Annotated in this window: 18 protein-coding genes; 8 read left to right on the top strand and 10 right to left on the bottom strand. The window is 61.2% G+C overall.

The features are described 5' to 3' along the window. Positions 1 to 49 precede the first annotated feature (49 nt). The 3 genes from HYPMC_RS22635 to HYPMC_RS22625 form a co-directional block, all read right to left on the bottom strand. Complete coding sequence (locus HYPMC_RS22635; RefSeq protein WP_013950488.1) at positions 50 to 583, bottom strand: RNA pyrophosphohydrolase; 534 nt, start codon at positions 581 to 583, stop codon at positions 50 to 52. A gap of 95 nt (positions 584 to 678) precedes the next feature. Then, entirely contained in the window at positions 679 to 2,127 is a 1,449-nt protein-coding gene (locus HYPMC_RS22630; protein ID WP_013950487.1) for a S41 family peptidase, read from the bottom strand. Next, positions 2,127 to 3,716, bottom strand: coding sequence for a murein hydrolase activator EnvC (locus HYPMC_RS22625; RefSeq protein WP_013950486.1), 1,590 nt, complete (start codon positions 3,714 to 3,716; stop codon positions 2,127 to 2,129). Before HYPMC_RS22625 ends, HYPMC_RS22630 begins: the two co-directional genes overlap by 1 nt. 231 nt (positions 3,717 to 3,947) lie before the next feature. Between HYPMC_RS22625 and HYPMC_RS22620 the strand changes: the two genes are divergently transcribed. From HYPMC_RS22620 to HYPMC_RS22600, 5 genes are all read left to right on the top strand, one after another. Beyond that, positions 3,948 to 4,136, top strand: a complete 189-nt coding sequence (locus HYPMC_RS22620) for a twin transmembrane helix small protein (RefSeq protein ID WP_013950485.1) — start codon at positions 3,948 to 3,950, stop codon at positions 4,134 to 4,136. A gap of 68 nt (positions 4,137 to 4,204) precedes the next feature. Further along, positions 4,205 to 4,786, top strand: coding sequence for a cob(I)yrinic acid a,c-diamide adenosyltransferase (locus HYPMC_RS22615; RefSeq protein WP_013950484.1), 582 nt, complete (start codon positions 4,205 to 4,207; stop codon positions 4,784 to 4,786). 327 nt (positions 4,787 to 5,113) lie between these two features. Continuing rightward, positions 5,114 to 5,869 carry an electron transfer flavoprotein subunit beta/FixA family protein gene (locus HYPMC_RS22610; RefSeq protein WP_013950483.1) on the top strand — a complete coding sequence of 252 codons (756 nt, stop codon included), beginning with the start codon at positions 5,114 to 5,116 and terminating at the stop codon, positions 5,867 to 5,869. A 2-nt stretch (positions 5,870 to 5,871) separates the two neighbouring features. Then, the gene (locus HYPMC_RS22605) at positions 5,872 to 6,816 is read left to right on the top strand and encodes an electron transfer flavoprotein subunit alpha/FixB family protein (protein ID WP_013950482.1); all 945 of its coding nucleotides are present in this window, start codon (positions 5,872 to 5,874) and stop codon (positions 6,814 to 6,816) included. Between the two features lie 45 nt (positions 6,817 to 6,861). Then, entirely contained in the window at positions 6,862 to 7,791 is a 930-nt protein-coding gene (locus HYPMC_RS22600; protein WP_013950481.1) for a 3-hydroxybutyryl-CoA dehydrogenase, read from the top strand. 4 nt (positions 7,792 to 7,795) lie between these two features. Here HYPMC_RS22600 and HYPMC_RS22595 read toward each other — a convergent pair whose 3' ends face one another. Beyond that, positions 7,796 to 8,608 carry a zinc ribbon domain-containing protein gene (locus tag HYPMC_RS22595; RefSeq protein ID WP_013950480.1) on the bottom strand — a complete coding sequence of 271 codons (813 nt, stop codon included), beginning with the start codon at positions 8,606 to 8,608 and terminating at the stop codon, positions 7,796 to 7,798. A 124-nt stretch (positions 8,609 to 8,732) separates the two neighbouring features. Between HYPMC_RS22595 and HYPMC_RS22590 the strand changes: the two genes are divergently transcribed. Next, positions 8,733 to 9,491, top strand: coding sequence for an SDR family oxidoreductase (locus HYPMC_RS22590; protein WP_013950479.1), 759 nt, complete (start codon positions 8,733 to 8,735; stop codon positions 9,489 to 9,491). 16 nt (positions 9,492 to 9,507) lie between these two features. Here HYPMC_RS22590 and HYPMC_RS22585 read toward each other — a convergent pair whose 3' ends face one another. Together HYPMC_RS22585 and argB are read right to left on the bottom strand one after the other, a co-directional pair. After that, entirely contained in the window at positions 9,508 to 10,251 is a 744-nt protein-coding gene (locus tag HYPMC_RS22585) for a pyrimidine 5'-nucleotidase (protein ID WP_013950478.1), read from the bottom strand. Beyond that, the gene (argB, locus tag HYPMC_RS22580) at positions 10,251 to 11,219 is read right to left on the bottom strand and encodes an acetylglutamate kinase (RefSeq protein ID WP_013950477.1); all 969 of its coding nucleotides are present in this window, start codon (positions 11,217 to 11,219) and stop codon (positions 10,251 to 10,253) included. The genes HYPMC_RS22585 and argB overlap by 1 nt, the downstream gene beginning before the upstream one ends. Before the next feature lie 289 nt (positions 11,220 to 11,508). On the opposite strand from argB, the gene HYPMC_RS23995 reads away from it, so the two are divergent. Beyond that, positions 11,509 to 13,665 carry a Clp protease N-terminal domain-containing protein gene (locus HYPMC_RS23995; RefSeq protein ID WP_244420942.1) on the top strand — a complete coding sequence of 719 codons (2,157 nt, stop codon included), beginning with the start codon at positions 11,509 to 11,511 and terminating at the stop codon, positions 13,663 to 13,665. Positions 13,666 to 13,668: 3 nt separating this feature from the next. Here the strand turns inward: HYPMC_RS23995 and yihA are convergent, their stop codons facing one another. The 4 genes from yihA to rpmH form a co-directional block, all read right to left on the bottom strand. Then, on the bottom strand, positions 13,669 to 14,325 hold the full coding sequence (yihA, locus tag HYPMC_RS22570) for a ribosome biogenesis GTP-binding protein YihA/YsxC (protein WP_013950475.1): 657 nt from the start codon (positions 14,323 to 14,325) through the stop codon (positions 13,669 to 13,671). Positions 14,326 to 14,376: 51 nt separating this feature from the next. Further along, the gene (gene yidC / locus HYPMC_RS22565; protein ID WP_013950474.1) at positions 14,377 to 16,269 is read right to left on the bottom strand and encodes a membrane protein insertase YidC; all 1,893 of its coding nucleotides are present in this window, start codon (positions 16,267 to 16,269) and stop codon (positions 14,377 to 14,379) included. Positions 16,270 to 16,359: 90 nt separating this feature from the next. Beyond that, on the bottom strand, positions 16,360 to 16,758 hold the full coding sequence (gene rnpA, locus HYPMC_RS22560; protein WP_013950473.1) for a ribonuclease P protein component: 399 nt from the start codon (positions 16,756 to 16,758) through the stop codon (positions 16,360 to 16,362). 63 nt (positions 16,759 to 16,821) lie between these two features. Next, positions 16,822 to 16,956 (bottom strand): 50S ribosomal protein L34, encoded by a 135-nt coding sequence (gene rpmH / locus HYPMC_RS22555; protein ID WP_024275086.1) that lies wholly within the window; start codon positions 16,954 to 16,956, stop codon positions 16,822 to 16,824. Between the two features lie 369 nt (positions 16,957 to 17,325). Here rpmH and HYPMC_RS22550 point away from each other — a divergent pair, with 369 nt between their 5' ends. Next, the gene (locus HYPMC_RS22550; protein ID WP_013950472.1) at positions 17,326 to 18,786 is read left to right on the top strand and encodes an NAD(P)/FAD-dependent oxidoreductase; all 1,461 of its coding nucleotides are present in this window, start codon (positions 17,326 to 17,328) and stop codon (positions 18,784 to 18,786) included.

Raw genomic sequence — 18,786 nt, 5'->3', positions numbered from 1 at the left:
TCGCTTTTTTAATCAGAATCTGAAGCAAAAATGCAGCGTTAGGGCGACGCTAGCCGCGCGTCGGGCGCGCTAACGGCGCGAACTCCCTCAGAACCTCGCGGTAGACCGCGCGCTTGAATGGAACGATAAGGTCGAGAAGGTCATGCGCGCTAGCCCAACGCCATTCCACGAACTCAGGTTCCAGCCCTTCGCCGGGCGTGATGTTGATTTCGCTGTCCGTTCCCAGGAAGCGATAGGCAAACCATATCTGCTTCTGCCCGCGATAGCGACCGCCCCAGGCGACGCCGATCAATTCAGGCGGCAAGTCGTAAGTGACCCAGCGCGATAGCTCCCCGATCTGTTCGACGGAAACCATCGCCGTTTCCTCAAACAGTTCGCGCCTCGCTGCTTTGGCGGGCTCTTCGCCAGCATCGATGCCGCCCTGCGGCATCTGCCACCAGGTCCCGCGCCCTTCCGCATCACCCGGAATGTCGGCGCGGCGGCCTACCCAAACGAGCCCTTCGGCGTTGATGACCATCTGCCCCACACACGGCCGATAGGGCAGATCCTCGGGCTTGATGTTCGGTTTCCCTGACTTACTCATGTGCGATTGCCTCGTCCCTTGTTCCGGCCGCTCCATAACACAAAGGGCGCCGTTTCCAGCGCCCTTTGAATGCCTTGAGTTCAGACGGCGTAGCCTTAGTTCGGCGTCACCTTCTTGTCGTCGTCGGACGACGGTGCCGCCGGGGCCTTCTTGTCGTCAGCGTCGGTCGACGGCTTGGCGGCCGGCGTGTCCGAAGGAGACGGCGCCGCGCTGGACGTCTCCGGTCCCTTCGCCTTGCCGTCGAGGAACGAGATTGCGTACTGCAACTGCGTATCCTTCGCCGCGTCCTTGTTGACGTAGGACGGCGAGCCCGACGGTTCCGCCAGATCGTCGTCTTTCGTCTGGTCCGGATTGCTCGGGTTCTTCAGATGGCCGCGAAGGCTCGCTTCACCGCGCGGCTTTTCAGCAGCGATCTTGTCCTTCAGGTCATCCGGCACAGCCTCGGCGACGTTGATATCCGGATCGATGCCCTTAGCCTGGATCGACCGGTTCGACGGCGTGTAGTAGCGCGCCGTCGTCAGACGGATCGCACCGTTGGCGCCGAGCGGAATGATCGTCTGCACCGAACCCTTGCCGAACGAGCGGGTGCCGATGACCGTCGCACGCTTGTGATCCTGCAAAGCACCAGCAACGATTTCAGACGCCGAAGCCGAACCGCCGTTGATCAGCACGACGATCTTCTTGCCGTCGCTGATATCGCCGGGACGTGCGTTCGCACGCTGCGTCTCTTCGTTGTTGCGGCCCTTGGTCAGCACGATCGCGCCCTGCTCCAGAAAGTCGTCGGAAACCGCGATCGCCTGATCGAGAAGACCGCCCGGATTGTTGCGCAGGTCGATGATGTAGCCCTTGATGTTCGGCCCGATTTCCTTGTCGAGGCTCTCGACGGCCTTCACGAGGTTGGCATGCGTCTGCTCGTTGAAGGTCGAGATCTTGATGTAGCCGACATCGCCTTCGACATGCGACTTGACCGGGTTGATGCGGATCACGTCGCGCACAACCTTGACGTCGAACGGCTCATCCTTGCCCTTGCGGACGATCGTCAGCGTAATGGGCGTGTTGACCGGACCGCGCATCTTCTCGACCGCCTGCTCGAGCGTCAGACCCGAGATGGCTTCGTTATCGAGATGCGTGATGAGGTCGTTGGCCATCAGGCCAGCCTTGGAGGCAGGCGTATCGTCGATCGGCGAAACGACTTTGATAACGCCGTTCTCCATCGTCACTTCGATGCCGAGACCGCCGAACTCACCGCGCGTCTGGACCTGCATATCCCGGAAATTCTTCGGGCTCATATAAGACGAATGCGGATCGAGCGACGACAGCATGCCGTTGATCGCGGCTTCGATAAGCTGCGTATCGTCGGGCTTGTCGACGTAGTCGGAGCGAACGCGCTCAAGAACGTCGCCGAAAAGATCGAGCTGCTTATAGAGTTCGGAATTCTGCGATGACGTCGCCGAGTACGTCTGGGTGACATTCAGGAGCGTTGTCGCTCCGGCCAAACCCGTCATCAGCAGGAATGTCCAGAATGCATAGTCTGTCTTGCGCATTAGCCTTGTACCTTCTGCTGACCTGATGCCCACCAGGGATCGGGATCGATAGGACGTCCATCTTTACGAAGTTCAACGTATAATACGGGTCCGCTTACTGGTGTCGCGGACGACGAATTCTTTTGACCACCACTCATTGTACCGACGGGCTCTGCGGTCAGTACGAACTGTCCCGGCTGAACATCGATCTGCGATAGGCCCGCGAGCAGAACATGATAGCCGTCGCCTGCATTAATGATCAAGAGTTGCCCATAGCTGCGAAATTCACCGGCGTAGACAACCCAGCCATCGCATGGCGACGTAACTTGGGCGGAATACCGCGTCTCGATGACAATCCCCTTGGATTGTCCGCCAAATTGCGTTTTCTCGCCGAATCCAAGGGCCCGCCGACCCTGGGCCGGTAACGGCAGTTTGCCGCGTGCATCCGAAAACGGGATGGCCGGTTTGATGCGGCCCGGGCTACCGGGAATGAGCGATGCTCCCCCCGGCTCAAGCTCAACCATCGCAACCTTCTGGCCATTGGGGGCAGTGGTGGCAGACGCTGGCTGCGTGCCTTGAGCCACAACCTTCGACGCCGCGGCGGCCGTTGCCGCTTTCGCTGCTGTTGCAGGCGGAGGCGCAGGCTGCACTGACGGCGTCGCCTCGGCGACCTTGGCAGTTTTGACCGCAGCGTCGTCCGCCGGTGGTGGCTTGATGATCTGCGGTCCCGATGCCGGAGCAGCCGACGCCACCTGCTGGCTTTGCGTCCGCTGACGCGCTTTCAGCTCTTCATCGTAAGTGCCGAGTCCGGTCTTTTCAGAAACGGCCGTGTCGAGCTTGTTGATGAGATCGGAAAGGCTTGTGACACTCTTGGAAATGTCCGAGGTCGCGGTGCGCACCGACGCAAGCTGCGATTTCCGGTCCTGCAACGTCAGCTTCTTGGCTTCCATCAAACTCGCGAGCCGGGTGCGAGCTTCATTGAGCCGGTCCGTCTCGGCCTGAAGTCGCGCGCCTTCGGTGCGAATGTTGCCCATTACGCGCTGCAGATCGGCGAGCTGCGTTCCAAGCGCCACCGCCTGATCTCTGAGCCCCGGAAACGCCGACGACAACAGCATCGCGCTGCGAACCATCTTGAGCGCATCCTCGCGTCGCGTCACGAGAACCGGCGGCGGGTTGCGCCCCATGCGTTGAAGTGCACTGAGCAGCGCCGCGATCTCGACATGCCGCTGCGCCAGCGAACCGCGAACGATCCGCTCCTGCTCTTCGAGTTCCGACAACCGGCCTTCGATCGCGGTCATCTTGCCTTCGCTGCGCTGAATGAGAGCAGCCGTATCGATAAGCCGGCCATTCAACTGCTCGCGTTCCGCATCGAGCTGCGCGACGTCCGATTGGATCGTCAGCTCCTTGGCCGCGTTAACGTCGAGCTCGTGCTTCTTTTCCTGCAGGACGCGCTTGGCCGTCTCGGCATCGGTCGGCAGCGGATCCTCAGCGAACAGCGGCGACGGCAGCAGCGCGAACGACAGCGCCAGCACGCCGGCAAAACCCACGCGTCCGCTCACGTCGCCGATGCGAGGCCGAAACGTCCGCAACGCAGGTTGGTTCTTTGACACGAGGCCTCAGGTTGATGGGCGCATAGGACCGGGAAGGACGGATCTCGCCCGCCTTGAAACCGGTTGTGCGAATGATGCGGCTGAAAAATTAAGGGATTTGCAGCGGAGAGCAAATTTCAAATGCGTAATGCTATGCGGACGGACAGTCTTCGACGCCTTGGCCACTTGCAGATTGCCCTGCCCCTCCGGAAGGCTTAAGCACATCGTTCGATTTCGCTGCGGACAGGCTGAATGCAATATTTTCTCTATCATGCCACTACGGTTGCCGTTTTTGCCGTTCTGATCGTCCTGCTCTTGGGCTTGTGGAACATGATGCGCGGCAGCAGCCCCAACCTGAGCCAGAAGCTGATGCGATGGCGCGTCGGGCTCCAGTTCGTCGCGATTCTCATTATTCTTGCCTACGTCATTGTGACCCACTAATGGCCGAAGTGCCCTCCGGGGCGTCACCGCCGATTTATGGCGAAACAAGATAAACCGGATTTGAGACGATGGTCGTACTCAATCGCATCTATACCAAGACCGGCGATGCCGGCACGACGGCACTCGGAACGGGCGAGCGCGTCCCGAAAACGTCTCCGAGAATAGCGGCTTACGGCACCGTGGACGAAACAAACGCGGCCGTCGGCGTCGCTCGTACCCACCTCGCCGGGAGCGAACCTGACGTGGACGCCATGCTCCTTCGCATCCAGAACGACCTGTTCGATCTCGGCGCCGATCTCTGCGTTCCTGACAAGGGTGAAAAGCTGGCATACGAGCCGCTTCGTGTTGCCGATGCCCAGGTGACGCGCCTCGAAGCCGAGATCGATCAGATGAATGCCGAGCTGACACCTCTGCGCTCCTTCATTCTTCCCGGTGGCACGCCAGCAGGCGCCGCCTTGCACGTAGCGCGCACCGTCTCGCGCCGCGCCGAGCGGATGATGGTCGAACTGGCCGCCGTGCCCGACGAAGCGGTCAGCGCGCCGGCCCTGAAATACATCAACCGTCTGTCCGACTTCCTCTTTGTCGCAAGCCGCTACGTCAACGACCGCGGCAAGGGCGATATCCTGTGGGTTCCGGGGAAAAATCGCTGACGCCAAAGCCCTGCACGCATGGGCAAATCCGCACAACCCCAAGCTTCGCAATATTCTAATAGACGTCGCGCGCCATTAGGCGAAAGACTTATCCAAGGCTGGCCTTGTTAACCTCCGCCGCGACGCAAGCGACGATTGACTTGAACCCAACCCAACCTTAGCTTTCGCTCTTCGCAGTTGCGAAAATCGCGCTTTTTTGCTGGAACTTGAACCCCGCGGGCGCGTCCCGCTCGACCCGCGAGCGGAAATGCACTGTGAAGAAACCCGCGTTCGTCCGAAACGCGGGAAACAACAAACAGGGGAGCGCCAGAGAATCTGGCGGAAGGCATGAAGATCGTAGTGCCGGTCAAACGCGTCGTTGACTACAACGTTAAAATTCGCGTCAAGCCGGACGGCTCTGGAATCGACCTGGCGAACGTCAAGATGTCGATGAACCCGTTCGATGAAATCGCCGTCGAAGAGGCTGTGCGCCTTAAGGAAAAAAGCGGCGCCAAAGAGGTCGTTGCCATCTCGATCGGATCGGCCAAATCGCAGGAAACGCTGCGCACCGCGCTTGCCATCGGCGCCGACCGCGCCATCCTGATCGAAACGCCTGAAGGCGCCGTCGTCGAACCGCTCGCCGTCGCCAAGCTCTTGAAAGCACTGGTTGAAGCCGAAAAGCCCGATCTCGTCATCCTGGGCAAGCAGGCAATTGACGACGACAGCAACCAGACGGGCCAGATGCTCGCCAGCTTGCTCGACTGGCCGCAAGGCACGTTTGCCTCGAAAGTCGTGCCGGAAGCAGGCTCCATCACTGTCACGCGCGAAGTTGATGGCGGCTTGGAAACGATCAAGCTCAACCTGCCCGCGATCGTCACGACCGATCTGCGGCTGAACGAGCCGCGTTATCCGTCGCTGCCGAATATCATGAAGGCCAAGAAGAAGCCGCTCGATGTCAAGAAGCCGGAAGACTTCGGCGTCGACATCGCACCGCGGCTCAAAGTTTTGAAGACTGCCGAACCGGCGACGCGCAAAGCAGGCGTCAAGGTCGGCAGCGTTGCAGAGCTGGTCGAGAAGCTGAAAAGCGAAGCGGGAGTTCTCTAATCATGACGACACTTCTCCTCGCCGAACTTTCCGGCAAGACGCTCGCACCTGCCACTGCCAAAGCGCTTTCCGCGGCGAAGGACCTTGGCGGAGACGTCCACATCCTGGTTGCTGGCTCCGACGTTGGTAGCGCCGCCGAGACCGCAACCAAGCTCGCAGGCGTTTCGAAGGTTCTCGTCGCGGACGCCCCTCAGCTCGCCAATGGCTTGGCGGAAGAGGTGGCCGCGGTCATCCTGTCGATTGCGAAGGATTATTCCGCAATTGTTGCTGCTGCGACGGCGTTCGGCAAAAACGTACTGCCGCGCGTCGCCGCCAAGCTCGACGTGATGCAGATCTCCGACGTCACCAAGGTCGTCGCGCCCGACACGTTCGAGCGTCCGATCTATGCCGGCAACGCCATCCAGACCGTGCAGTCGGCTGAACCGGTGAAAGTCATCACCGTCCGCACCGCTGCGTTCGCGGCCGCGCCAGATGGTGGCTCAGCCACCGCCGAAACGATTTCGGCTCCGGCTGCAGTCGGCATCTCGACCTTCGAGAAGGCCGAGTTGTCGAAGTCGGATCGCCCGGAGTTGACGTCCGCCAAGATCATCATCTCCGGCGGCCGCGGCATGGGCAACGGCGAGAACTTCACGAAGTATATCGAGCCGATTGCCGATAAGCTTGGCGCCGCGATGGGTGCGTCGCGTGCCGCCGTCGATGCCGGTTTCGTGCCGAACGATTGGCAGGTCGGCCAGACCGGCAAGGTTGTCGCTCCCGACCTCTACATCGCGGTCGGCATCTCCGGCGCCATCCAGCATCTCGCCGGCATGAAAGACTCCAAAGTCATCGTTGCAATCAACAAGGACGGCGATGCGCCGATCTTCCAGGTCGCCGACTACGGGCTTGTCGCGGACCTGTTCCAGGCGCTGCCCGAGCTTGATGCCGAACTGCAGAAAGCCAAGGCCTGAGATAAACGCGCTAGACAACATCGAAACCCGCGAGGACCCGACTTCATGTCGCAAGCTCAGAAGCTGATGGAAAAAGGCAAGGTCAGCGTCCAGCCTGCCCGGACGATCAGCAAGGTCGGCGTCATCGGCGCCGGCCAGATGGGCAGCGGCATCGCCCACGTCGTGGCCCTCTCGGGGTATTCGGTCGCGATCAACGACCTCAAGAAAGAGTCCTACGACAAGGGCTTTGAGGCCGTCACAAAGAACCTGGCGCGTCAGGTCTCGAAGGGCCTCATCACCGAGGAAAAGCGCGACCAGGCGTTAGAGCGCATCTCCTTCGCGCCGACGCTCGAAGCCTTCGGCGATTGCGATCTCGTCATCGAGGCCGCCACCGAAGACGAAAGTCTGAAACACAAAATTTTCGCAGCACTCTGTCCGCACCTGAAGCCGACGGCGATGCTGGCGTCCAACACCTCGTCGATTTCGATCACGCGCTTGGCGTCGGGCACCGATCGTCCCGAAGACTTCATCGGCATGCACTTTATGAACCCGGTGCCGGTGATGGAGCTTGTCGAACTGATCCGCGGCATCGCCACGGAAGACGAAACGTTCGCGACCGCCAAAACCTTCGTCGAAAGCCTCGGCAAGACCACAGCCGTGTCGGAAGATTTTCCGGCCTTCATCGTCAACCGAATCCTGCTGCCGATGATCAACGAGGCCGTCTACACGCTGTATGAAGGCGTCGGCACCGTTGAAGCCATCGACAAGGCGATGAAGCTTGGCGCCCACCATCCAATGGGCCCGCTCGAACTCGCCGACTTTATCGGCCTCGACACCTGCTTGAGCGTCATGCAGGTGCTTTACGAAGGCCTGTCGGATTCGAAATACCGCCCCTGCCCGCTGCTCGTGAAATACGTTGAAGCCGGTTGGCTCGGCCGCAAGACCAAGCGCGGCTTCTACGATTACCGCGGCGAGAAGCCCGTCCCGACACGCTAACGCATCAACTTCCGAAAAGCCCGCTGACTGCGCCCGCAATGCCGCCGCGTTCGATCAGCGCCCCAAGCCCCGGATAGACGACCAGCCACGACAGCGCCGCGATTGAGATCGTCACGCCGATCGCAATCGGCCACGCCATCCCCCAGAACCGACGATGGCTTTCGGTGACGAACACCAGGATGGCAATCAACGTCAGCACCGCCAGCCCTTGCCATAGCGTTCCGAGATCGACAGCGGTTCCGTTTTTCAACAAGCCGACAGCGAGCAGAAAGAAAAAGATCGCGACAAGGCTCGACAGCAGCGCGCCATAACTAACACTCAAAACGCAAAGCTTCACATACGACATCGGCGACCGTTTCCGCGTCCCGAGCCACCGGCAAACGTAATATTGGATCGGCGTCAGGATCGCCATGCCGACGTATTGCACGATCTCGTTCGTGATGACCGCCGAACTGTTCGCCGTGTTGGGCACATGAAACAGCGCCGCAAAGGCGCGCGGCAGCAACACATAGATGAGCGTCATCTGCGCGCCGACCGTGGCCGTCAGAAACCCCCACTGCGAGCGATAGGTCGGATCGTCCGTCAACCGGATGATGGTATCGACAGGATGGCGCAGAAACGACAGCGCGACGGAGTGAATACCGTTGCGACCATGCGAGCTGAAAAATTCCGACGACAGGCTGCCCCAGCCTTCGGAGCTTGGCGCCGGCGCTGACGCCGCGGCCGCTTGCGTCCCGCAGGAAGTGCAGAATTTTCCCTGCAGAGCCGTCCCGCAATTGGCGCAAAAACGCGCGCTTGCCATTCCCGCCTCGGTCATGATCGTGCCCCCACGCAGCGCTCAGGTCCGGCGCACCTTTAGCATGGCCGCCCGACGCCAGAAACTGGCGCCCGCGGACATTCCACGCTATGCAGCGCCAACGCCGTCGGGATGGAATGAAAACATGGTTCATACGAAGCGCGTAGCTTTGGTGACGGGTGCCGGCTCCGGCATCGGCCGAGCGGTGGCCCTGAAACTTCAGGCCAACGGCTTCGACGTCGCGCTGCTCGGTCGTCGCGTCGATGAGCTGCAAAAAACGGCAAACCTCGCAACGCCCGATGGTGGCAAATGCCTCATCGCGCCTGCTGACGTCGCGGATGAAACGGCGGTTGCAAAAGCCTTCAACGCAACCCGCAAAACGTTCGGCCGCCTCGATCTTCTCTTCAACAACGCCGGCACCTTCACCCAAGGCGTTCCGATCGACGAACTGCCGCTCAGCGAATGGAAACGCGTCGTTGATGTGAATTTGACGGGATGTTTCCTCTGCGCCCGCGAAGCCGTTCGTATTATGAAGGCGCAAGATCCCAAAGGCGGCCGCATCATCAACAACGGCTCGATTTCGGCTCAAGTCCCGCGCCCCTTCTCGGTCGCGTATACGGCGACCAAGCATGCCATCACTGGGCTGACGAAATCGCTGTCTCTCGATGGCCGCACCGACAACATCGCCTGCTCGCAGATCGACATCGGCAACGCCGCAACGGACCTGACCTCAAAGATGGGCAGCGGCATTCTGCAGGCGAACGGCACGACCATGATCGAACCGCGCATGGACGTTTCGCATGTGGCGGATGCCGTACTCTACATCGCTAACCTGCCTCTCGACGCCAATGTTCAATCCATGACGCTGATGGCGACCACGATGCCCTTCATCGGCCGCGGTTGAGATAACCATTGCCGCTTCAGCGAGAGAGCTTCGGCTTCGCTTCCGTCGTCAAAAACCCCGTCAAATCCCGCGTCAGGTAATGCACGTGCTCTGGAAGCTCGCGCCACTCGCGAACCTTCAGTTGCGCCGGATGGTCGATGTAGTCGGAATGAACGAGCACCGTCGTCATGCCGAGGCTCGACGCCGGTTCCAGATTGTGCGGCATGTCTTCAAACATCGCCGCACGCGCGCCCGAGACGGCGTGAAGCTTCAGCATTCTGTCGAACGCTTCGCGCTCGGGCTTCGGCACATAGTCGAGCGCCGCGATATCGCAGATATCCTCAAACAGATGCAGCACGCCGAGCTTCCGCGCCACGTTCTCGGCATGCCGCCGCGAGCCGTTGGTGAAAATCAACCGCCGCCCCGGCAGCGCGGCAATCGCCGCGGCAAGATCGGGCAACTCCGGCACCACCGACAAATCGATGTCGTGCACGTATTCGAGAAACGGCCCTGGCTGCAGCTTATGCACCTTCATCAGGCCCGCAAGCGTCGTGCCGAATTGCCGGTAATACGCCTTCTGCAAATGCCGCGCATGCTCACGCGGCACACCTAGCGTCTTCGCAATAAAGGCGCTCATGCGCTGATCGACTTGCGCGAACAGATCGCACGACGCCGGATAGAGCGTGTTATCGAGATCGAAAATCCACGTCTCGACGTGATCGAAACCAGGTCGCGTCATGGCTGCAGCCGGCAAGCCTGCCTGTCCTGCCGGAGCTGCCATTAGCTACGGCCCTTCTTGCGCTCGGCCCGTTTGACGAGTGTACCGACACCATGCTCGGTGAAGAGCTCGAGCAGCACGCAATGCGGCACCCGCCCGTCGATCACGACGACGCCCTCGACACCTGCTTCGACGACTTCGATACAGCCCTCGATCTTCGGGATCATGCCGCCCGAGATCGCGCCCTTCTTGATCATCGCTTTCGCTTCGTCGATCGTCAGGCTCGGAATGAGCTGCTTGTTCTCGTCGAGAACACCCGTGACGTCGGTCAGCAGCAGCAGGCGCTTGGCTTGCATGCGCGCCGCAAGCGCCGAAGCGAACGTATCGGCGTTGACGTTCAGCGTCTCGCCTTCGCGGCTGATCGCAACCGGCGCGATGACCGGAATGAGATCGGACTTCGAAATCACTTCGACGATATGCGGATTAACTTCCAGCGGATCACCGACGTATCCAATGTCGACATGCTTCATGATGTTCGACTGCGGATCGGGCATCTCCGTGATCTTTTTCGCGATCATCAGATTGGCATCTTTGCCCGAGATGCCAACGGCCTTGCCGCCCTGCCGGTTGATCGCCGACACGATCTCTTTGTTGATCTTGCCCGCAAGCACCATCTCGACGACTTCGACGGTCGGCTTGTCCGTCACCCGCAGCCCATGGACGAAATCGGATTTGATCGCGAGCTTCTGCAGCATATTGCCGATCTGCGGCCCGCCGCCGTGCACGACGATCGGGTTGATGCCCGATTGCTTCAGATAGACGACATCCTGCGCGAACGCCTTGAACAGCGCCTCATCGCCCATGGCGTTACCGCCGAATTTGATGACGACGTTCTTTTCGTCGTAATCAATGAGGTGTGGAATCGCTTCCGCGAGAATGCGCGCCTGCTGATGCGCTGTCAGCGGACTTTCGGCCGACGAAGCGGCTTGAGTTGCGGCAACTTTTTCCGAGAGAGGTTTCGCTGACGTCACGAGTTTCCCCCTATGGCCAAAATGCACCGCCTGGCGGGGAGCCGGGCGCGTTGTCGCGGTCTTATAGCGGCTCGGTGGCGGGTCTCAATGGATTTCCAGGCGTTGTTGCCCTGCGGGCGGTCCTGACGCAGGTAAACGCCCGCCATCTGGGGACGAAAACCATTCTCGGCCTGCCAACGCGCGTGCCATTGCTATAACCTTGCCATCAGCGTGTGTTTTCGACACGCTATCGCAACGAGTCTTGGCCAGTCTGCCCGTCTTGGCCTTCGTTTCAGGAGATGTCGTGGGCGTGACGGCACCAGATATTACCCAAATCCCGATGTCGTCGGAACTGGCGGCAACGTTGGCGCGCGGCGCCGAGTTTGCCGGCGCGACGGGGGCGTCAGAGGTCTCGCTTGAGCATTTGCTCGCAGCCCTTTGTGACGATCCCGATGCCGTTGCCGTGCTCGACGCGAGCCATATCAGCGGTGAACGGATCAAAGGCGACGTCATTTCCCGCGTGCTCGAAGGCACTCCGAGCGGTGCACCGCCGCAGGATTCGCTCGGCGTCTCGGCCGAGGTTCGCCGCATTCTCGAAGCCGCAGCGGCCGCAGCGCGTGGCAGCCGCAGGCGTGACATCAACGGCGCCATCGTGCTCGCCGCCATCGTCGGCGATGCCAGAAGCATTGCCGCTGAAATCCTCGAAGCGCACGGTTTGACCTTCGAAAACGCCATTCGTGCGCTTCAAGCTGCGCTCAATCCGCCGCGTGAAGCACCAGCGCCGCCGCAACAGCCCCAGCCGCCCGTAGCCGACGATGTCCTGGCCCGCGCCCGCGAACGCGTGCAGTCGCGCTCCGCACCGTCTCTGCGCGACATCATGAAGGACATGCCGCGGCATCCGCTATCCGAGCGCTCCGATCCGCTGCCTACCGCTCCGCCGTCGGCGCATGATCCCTCTCCGCAAACGGCATTTCCGGAGCAGTCCCAACACTCAGATCCCATCCCCGCGCCGCCATTTCCTCAGACCCCCGCATTCGACGGGCCATTTGGCCGGGACGCGTCCAGCGGGGAGCAGGGCGAGCCGATCGGTCCGCCGGCACCGCATTCGTTCGACGCCGGCCCCGGAGCGGAACCGCACCAAGCCGAACCTCCGAGATCATCTCCGGCTGCAGCCGAACCCGCCCCTGCGCCCATGCCGTCGCGGCCGTTTTCTACACCGGCACCAGCGGCCCAGGAACCGCGTCTGCCGACCGGCGTCGGCGAGCCGAAGCAAGAACCGCGGCATGAACCATCGTTCGGGGCGCCCGCCCCTGCCTTGGATCGCGGACCCAGCCAGGGTGCCGGACCGCGCCCTGCCCCCGGCCCAGGCCAAATTGGTACACCAGCGCAGTATCCGCGCGAACCGTCCCTGCGGCTGCCCTCGCGGCAGCCGCAACAGCCCGGTCCCGGTGCGCCGCAGGGCCCACAAGCTTTTCCCTCGCCCTATCAGCCGGCCGGAGACCAGCAATCGGCACCTCCTGGACCGGCAGGAAATCCAGGCGCTGTCGCTCCGCACCAGCGCGGCATGTTCGATCTGCCGCCACGCCCGCAGCCCTCGTCCGTCCAGCCGCCGCCAATTCCCGCGCCGGGCTTAGGTGGTCCGGCATCGGCCCGGCCGCGTCCGGAAGGACCAGTCCCAATGCAAGGCGGATCGCCGCAATTCGGGCCGCCCGGACCGAGCCTGTCGCCAACAGGCCCGATGGGCGCGCCTCCAATGGGCGCTCCAGGCGCAGCACCTGCACCCATCCAGGCTCAGCGACCGAATCTCGGGCAGGATACAGTCTTTCGTCCTGGCGCACCGATCGGCGCGCCCTCCGCACCGCAATCGCCGGCACCGCCGCAAGCCCAGCGCCGCGCTCCCGCACCGAAGCGTGGCAAAGGCGCGAACGTCGAAACCGGTCAGCTTGCTGAAAACATTCCGCGCGCAATGCGCGTCGGCAAAACCGTCCGCGCCGAGATCCGCATCGCGAAGTCTTCCGTGAAAGCTCTGACGGAAGGTCTCGATGGCGGCGGTCAGGTCTGGCAGCACACGGTCGCCGTGACGAAGGCGATGTCAGTCCGCATCCGCGCGCCCGATGGCGGCTTCTATATTGAATCGACCTCGCCCGAGACGCAGTGGATTGAGAGCAATCTCGGCTATTCGAGCGATGATTTCGCGAGCTGGCGCTTCAACATCACGCCGCAGTATCGCGGCTGGTCGGATCTCCAGATCATCGTCTCGGCACGCTCGATCGGCGCTGACGGCGTTGCCGCTGAAACGGCACTTCCCGATCAAATCGTTGAAGTGAAAGTTCGCGCCAACATCGGCCGCACCATCGTTCGCATTTTCAGCTGGACGGTCGCAGCCGTGATCGGCGGCGCGCTCGCGACGTTCGGCGAGCAAGGCATGGCGATCGTGACGACGTTGATGAAGAAGTTCGGCCACTGAGCCTTAGCTGCCGTGGGATGCAAGCAACTGCGCGATCGTTCCGCGCAGCTCTTCGAAACCGAGGGCTTTTTCCGACGACGTCAGAATGAGCTGCGGAAACGCCGCCGGGTGCTTCGCGAGCGCCTCCTGCGTCCGCTCGGCGACTTTTTCGAGATCGGTCTTGCTGATCTTGTCGACCTTCGTCAGCACCACCTGATAGGACACCGCCGCGCCGTCGAGCAGCGCCATGATCTCATCATCGACCGGCTTCAGCCCGTGCCGCGCATCGACCAGCAGGAACACGCGCAGAAGCGTGCGCCGCCCAGCGAGATAGGCGCGCAGCACCTTGTTCCACGCCGCAACCTTGTCCTTCGGCGCTTCCGCGAAGCCATAGCCCGGCATATCGACGAGATAGAGCTCGTCATTGGGTTCGGTGAAAAAGTTGAGGTCCTGCGTGCGGCCTGGGGTGTTCGAGGCGCGCGCCAATCGAAGCTGTCCGACAAGCGCATTGATCAGGCTCGACTTGCCGACATTCGACCGGCCTGCGAACGCGATTTCCGGCCGGTCGTCGGGCGGGAGATGATCGAGATCGGGCGTGCCGCGCGAGAACGTCCACGCGCGCGTGAAAAGCCGCCGTCCATTCTCGATCTCATCTGCCGATAGGGTCTCTGTTTCAGCCATGACCAGGCTCCAATTGCAAAGGCCCGGAACGAGCCGGGCCTTTGAGAAATGCTACTTACCGGAGCCGCCGCTACCGCTGCCGCTCGCCCCGAATAGTCGTAACAGTGGTGCGAACGCTCGCTTGAGATTCCCGAACAAATGAATCTCCGCGCCGCTCCTCTTGTTGATCAGGAGCTGCTGGCAGATCGACAGCGTGTTGCTCCACGCCCAGTAGATCACGAGACCGGCCGGGAAACTTGCCAGCAGGAAGGTGAACATCACCGGCATGAACTGGAAGATCTGCTGCTGGATCGGATCGGGCTGCGGCGGGTTGAGCTGCATCTGGACCCACATCGTAATGCCCATGACGAGCGGCCACGCACCAATGTGCAGGAACGTCGGCACGTCATACGGCAGCAGACCGAAGAGGTTGAACACGGTCGTCGGATCCGGCGCCGACAGGTCGTGAATCCAGCCGAAGAACGGCGCGTGACGCATATCGATAGTGACGAACAGCACCTTATAGAGCGCGAAGAACACCGGGATCTGCAAGAGGATCGGCCAGCATCCCGCCAGCGGATTGATCTTCTGCGTGCGGTAGAGATCGAAGATCTCTTTCTGCTGACGCTGCGGATCGTCTTTATATTGCTCTTTGATCCGCTGCATTTCCGGCTGCATCTTCTTCATGCGCGCCATGCTCTCATACTGCTTGCTCGCGAGCGGATAGAACGCCGCCTTCACGATCACGGTCAGCACGAGAATGGTGATGCCGAAGTTGTGCACCACGCCGTTGATCATCTCCATCAGGCTGAAGAGCGGCCGCGTGATGAAATAGAACCAGCCCCAGTCGATCAGCCGGTCGAAGCGCAGAATGTTGAGCGCCTTTTCGTAGCCGTCGATCAGCGACACTTGCTTGGCGCCGGCAAAAAGATGGCCTTCGACGCCCTTGCGCTCGCCGGGCGGAACCGTTACCGCGCCGAGCAGATAGTCGGTCTGGAAAGCATCGCGGCCTGCCGGATCGCGCGCCGGAAGCGCTGAATACATGGCGCGATAGGGCGCCGTCTGATTGGGAACGAGCGCCGTCGCCCAATACTTGTCGGTGATGCCGAGCCAACCACCGACGACGTTTTCGAACGTGCGCGGCACGCCTTCCTTGACGGCGTTGGCGTAGGTGTCCTCGATCAGGCCGTGATCGCCCGAAACGCCAACGAGACCTTCATGCAGAACGTAATAAGCGTGATCGGGCGGATGGCCGCTACGATGCACGCGCGCATACGGCAGCAGCGAAATATCGCTGCTCGTCTTGTTCTCGACCTCGTCGACGATCTTGAACATGTAGTCTTTGTCGATCGAAATCGTGCGATGGAAGATGACGCCCTGGCCGTTGTCCCATTCGAGGGTAACGGGCGTCTCCGGCGTCAGCTTCGCGCCGCTTTCGACTTTCCAGACGGTATCGCGATCCGGCACCCTGATCGTCGAACCGACCTGCGGCACCCAGCCGAACTCCGCAAAATAGGGATCGAACGACCCCGCAGGCGACAGCAGCGTTACCATCGGGCTGTTGGGATCGACCGTCTCGTGATATTTCCGGAGCACGAGGTCATCGATGCGGCCGGTCTTGAGATCGATCGAGCCTTCAAGCGACGGCGTCGAGATCGGTACGCGCGGCGTCTCCTTCAAAATTTCTTCGCGTGATTTAACCGGCAGACCCGTCGTCGGCTGGCCGCTCGCCGGCACGCTCGCAGACGGTCCCGCGATCGGAGCGTTCGCAACGTTTGGCGGGCTTTCCGATGTCGCCGTGCCTTTGTTCTGCGCGTCGAGCTGCTTGTTATAGGCCTGCTTCGCCTGCTCGTGCTTGATCTGCGGTGCTGCAAAAAAATACTGCCAACCGATCAACACAAGGATCGACAGCACTACGGCGATGATCAGGTTGTTCTGGTCTTTTGGATCGCTAGGCGTGCTCATCAAATCCTCGAACTGGAGCGGGCTTCTTCAGGCCTTTTGTTGCCCGGAAGCGATGGAGGAAACTGGTCATAAAGGGAAGTAGACACCCAGTCACGCTGACCCTTTTTTGTCAGTTCGGTCGGCGTGGCGCGACTTAACACTGTGCAATGCGGCGAGCGCCCGATTGACGTCGCCAAGCAGCAGATCGAACGGCCGGTCAAGCGCGGCATGCCGAGCGACCACGACATAATCGCAGGCGCCCAGGCTCTTCGCCTTGGTTTCAGCGGCGAATGCCGCTTTGAGACGCCTGCGGATACGGTTCCGCGTAACGGCGTTGCCGATTTTCTTGGTGATCGTGAACCCGAAGCGCGGCCCCGCAGAATCGACAAAGCCGCCGCCACGCATGGTGGCAGCGGAGCGTTCGCGCATTTCGATCAGGAATGCCGGCGTAGACTGACGCCGACCTCCGCGGACAGCGAGAAATTCGGATCGCGCCTTGAGCGTTGGCAAAATAGGAATGACAGCCTCCAGAGCCGCAAGACGCGGGCAGCGGGGCCTAGGCCTTAGACCCGATTAGGCCGAAAGACGCTTGCGGCCCTTCGCGCGACGGCGTGCCAGAACCTTCTGACCGCCAGCCGTCAGCATGCGTTTGCGAAATCCGTGGCGGCGCTTGCGGACAAGGCGGCTCGGTTGATATGTGCGCTTCACGGAAGTCTCCGTCCAAGTCTCTCAAAGCCACCGGTCCTGGCGCTTACCGCGCCGGCCCAAGCAGCATAATTGCTATTATTTTTCCGATGTTTACAAAAACGCGTCGCCTGGGCAAAAACCCCAGCCGATTGCGCATGTCTCCGGAATTCGGGCTCTTATAGTGGGGCTGCGCGGGCAAGTCAACGCAGGCCGTGCGCGCGCAAACGATAGAAAACGCCGCCCGCTTGCATTTGCACATCGTCGAAATTGGCCGACATCTGCTCGTATCCCCCATTTCCGGCAGGGGATAGGCCCGATCTCCAGCGTGAAAAGTCGCGCCGCCGTATTAATCTAATCGCTATGGCCTCGCGATGACCGGATACCTTCTCCATGCCCAAGGATACTGTCGAACCCCATCCCGAGACGCACACCGTCAATGCTGACTTCTGCGTCATCGGCGCGGGCGCGGGTGGCGTCGCCGTCGCGACGACGGCAGCTGCGTTCGGACAGCGAGTCGTGCTCATTGAAAAACATAAGATGGGGGGCGATGGCCTCAACTACGGCAGCATTCCCGCCAACGCTCTTCTGGCCGCTGCCAAGCGCGCCCAAGATATGCGGACCGCATCGCCCTTCGGTATTCGCGGTGTCGAACCGCTGATCGATCATGCGGCGGTCAACCGCTACGTTACGGACGTCATTGCCCGCATTGCGCCGAACACGACGGTCGAGCGCTTCGGCGGCATGGGCATCCAGGTGATTTCCGCCGCCGCCAAATTCCTGAACCCGACCACAGTTGCCGCCGGTGAATATCGCATCTCCGCGCGCCGCTTCGTCATCGCAACGGGATCCTCACCAACCATCCCGCCAATTCCGGGCTTGGCCGACGTTCCCTATTTCACCAACGAGACGATCTTCGATAACAACGCGCCCATTCCGCATCTCATCGTCGTAGGTGCCGGGACGACAGGCATCGAACTGGCGCAGGCCCATCGGCGCCTCGGCTCCCGTGTCACCGTCATCGACGCTGCCGACGCGCTTGGCGATGAAGATTCTGAATTGGCTGTCGTGTTGCTGACGCAGCTTGCCGCTGAAGGCATCGTATTCCGCGAAGGCGTCCGCATCACGCGCGTCTCCGGCACGGTCGGCAACATCACGGTCGAAATCGCAGGCAACGGCGAAAGCGAAACGGAACGGATCGAAGGCTCAGCGATTCTCGTCGCCGCAGGCCGCAAAGCCAACGTCGCCGACCTCGGCCTCGACAATGCCCGCATCAAAGTCGCCGGCAACGCGATCAAAGTTAACGAAAGCTTGATGACCACAAACAAGCGCGTCTATGCCATAGGCGATGCCGCAGGCGGCCTTCGCTTCGCACACGTTGCCGCTGAGCAGGCCGACGTCGTGCTTCGCCGCTCCCTGTTTCGTCAGTCGGCAAAAACGGTTGGCCGTTCCACGCCGCGCGTCGTCTTCACCGAACCGCAATTCGCGTGCGTCGGCCTGAGCGAGGCTGAAGCCAGCACCAAATACGGCCGCGTCAATGTTCTGCGCTGGCCCTATCACGAAAATGACCGCGCTCAGATCGAGCGTAAGACGGAGGGCCACATTAAAGTCATCACGACGAAGCGCGGCCAAATTCTCGGCGCGGCCATCGTCGGCGCCGAAGCCGGAGAAATCATTCAGATGTGGTCGCTCGCCATTTCCCAGCGCCTGAATATCAAAGCGATGACGCAATGGATCTCGCCCTATCCGACATTTTCCGAGATCAATAAAAAAGCGGCGATCCGTTACTTTGCAACAGTGCCGAGTAACCCCTTTTTGCGTAAAGTCATCGCGTTGCTCGCGAAGCTCGGTTAA

Source organism: Hyphomicrobium sp. MC1 (assembly GCF_000253295.1).
In the GTDB taxonomy this organism is placed as follows: Bacteria; Pseudomonadota; Alphaproteobacteria; order Rhizobiales; family Hyphomicrobiaceae; genus Hyphomicrobium_B.
This window is presented reverse-complemented; position numbering and strand designations above follow the sequence as displayed.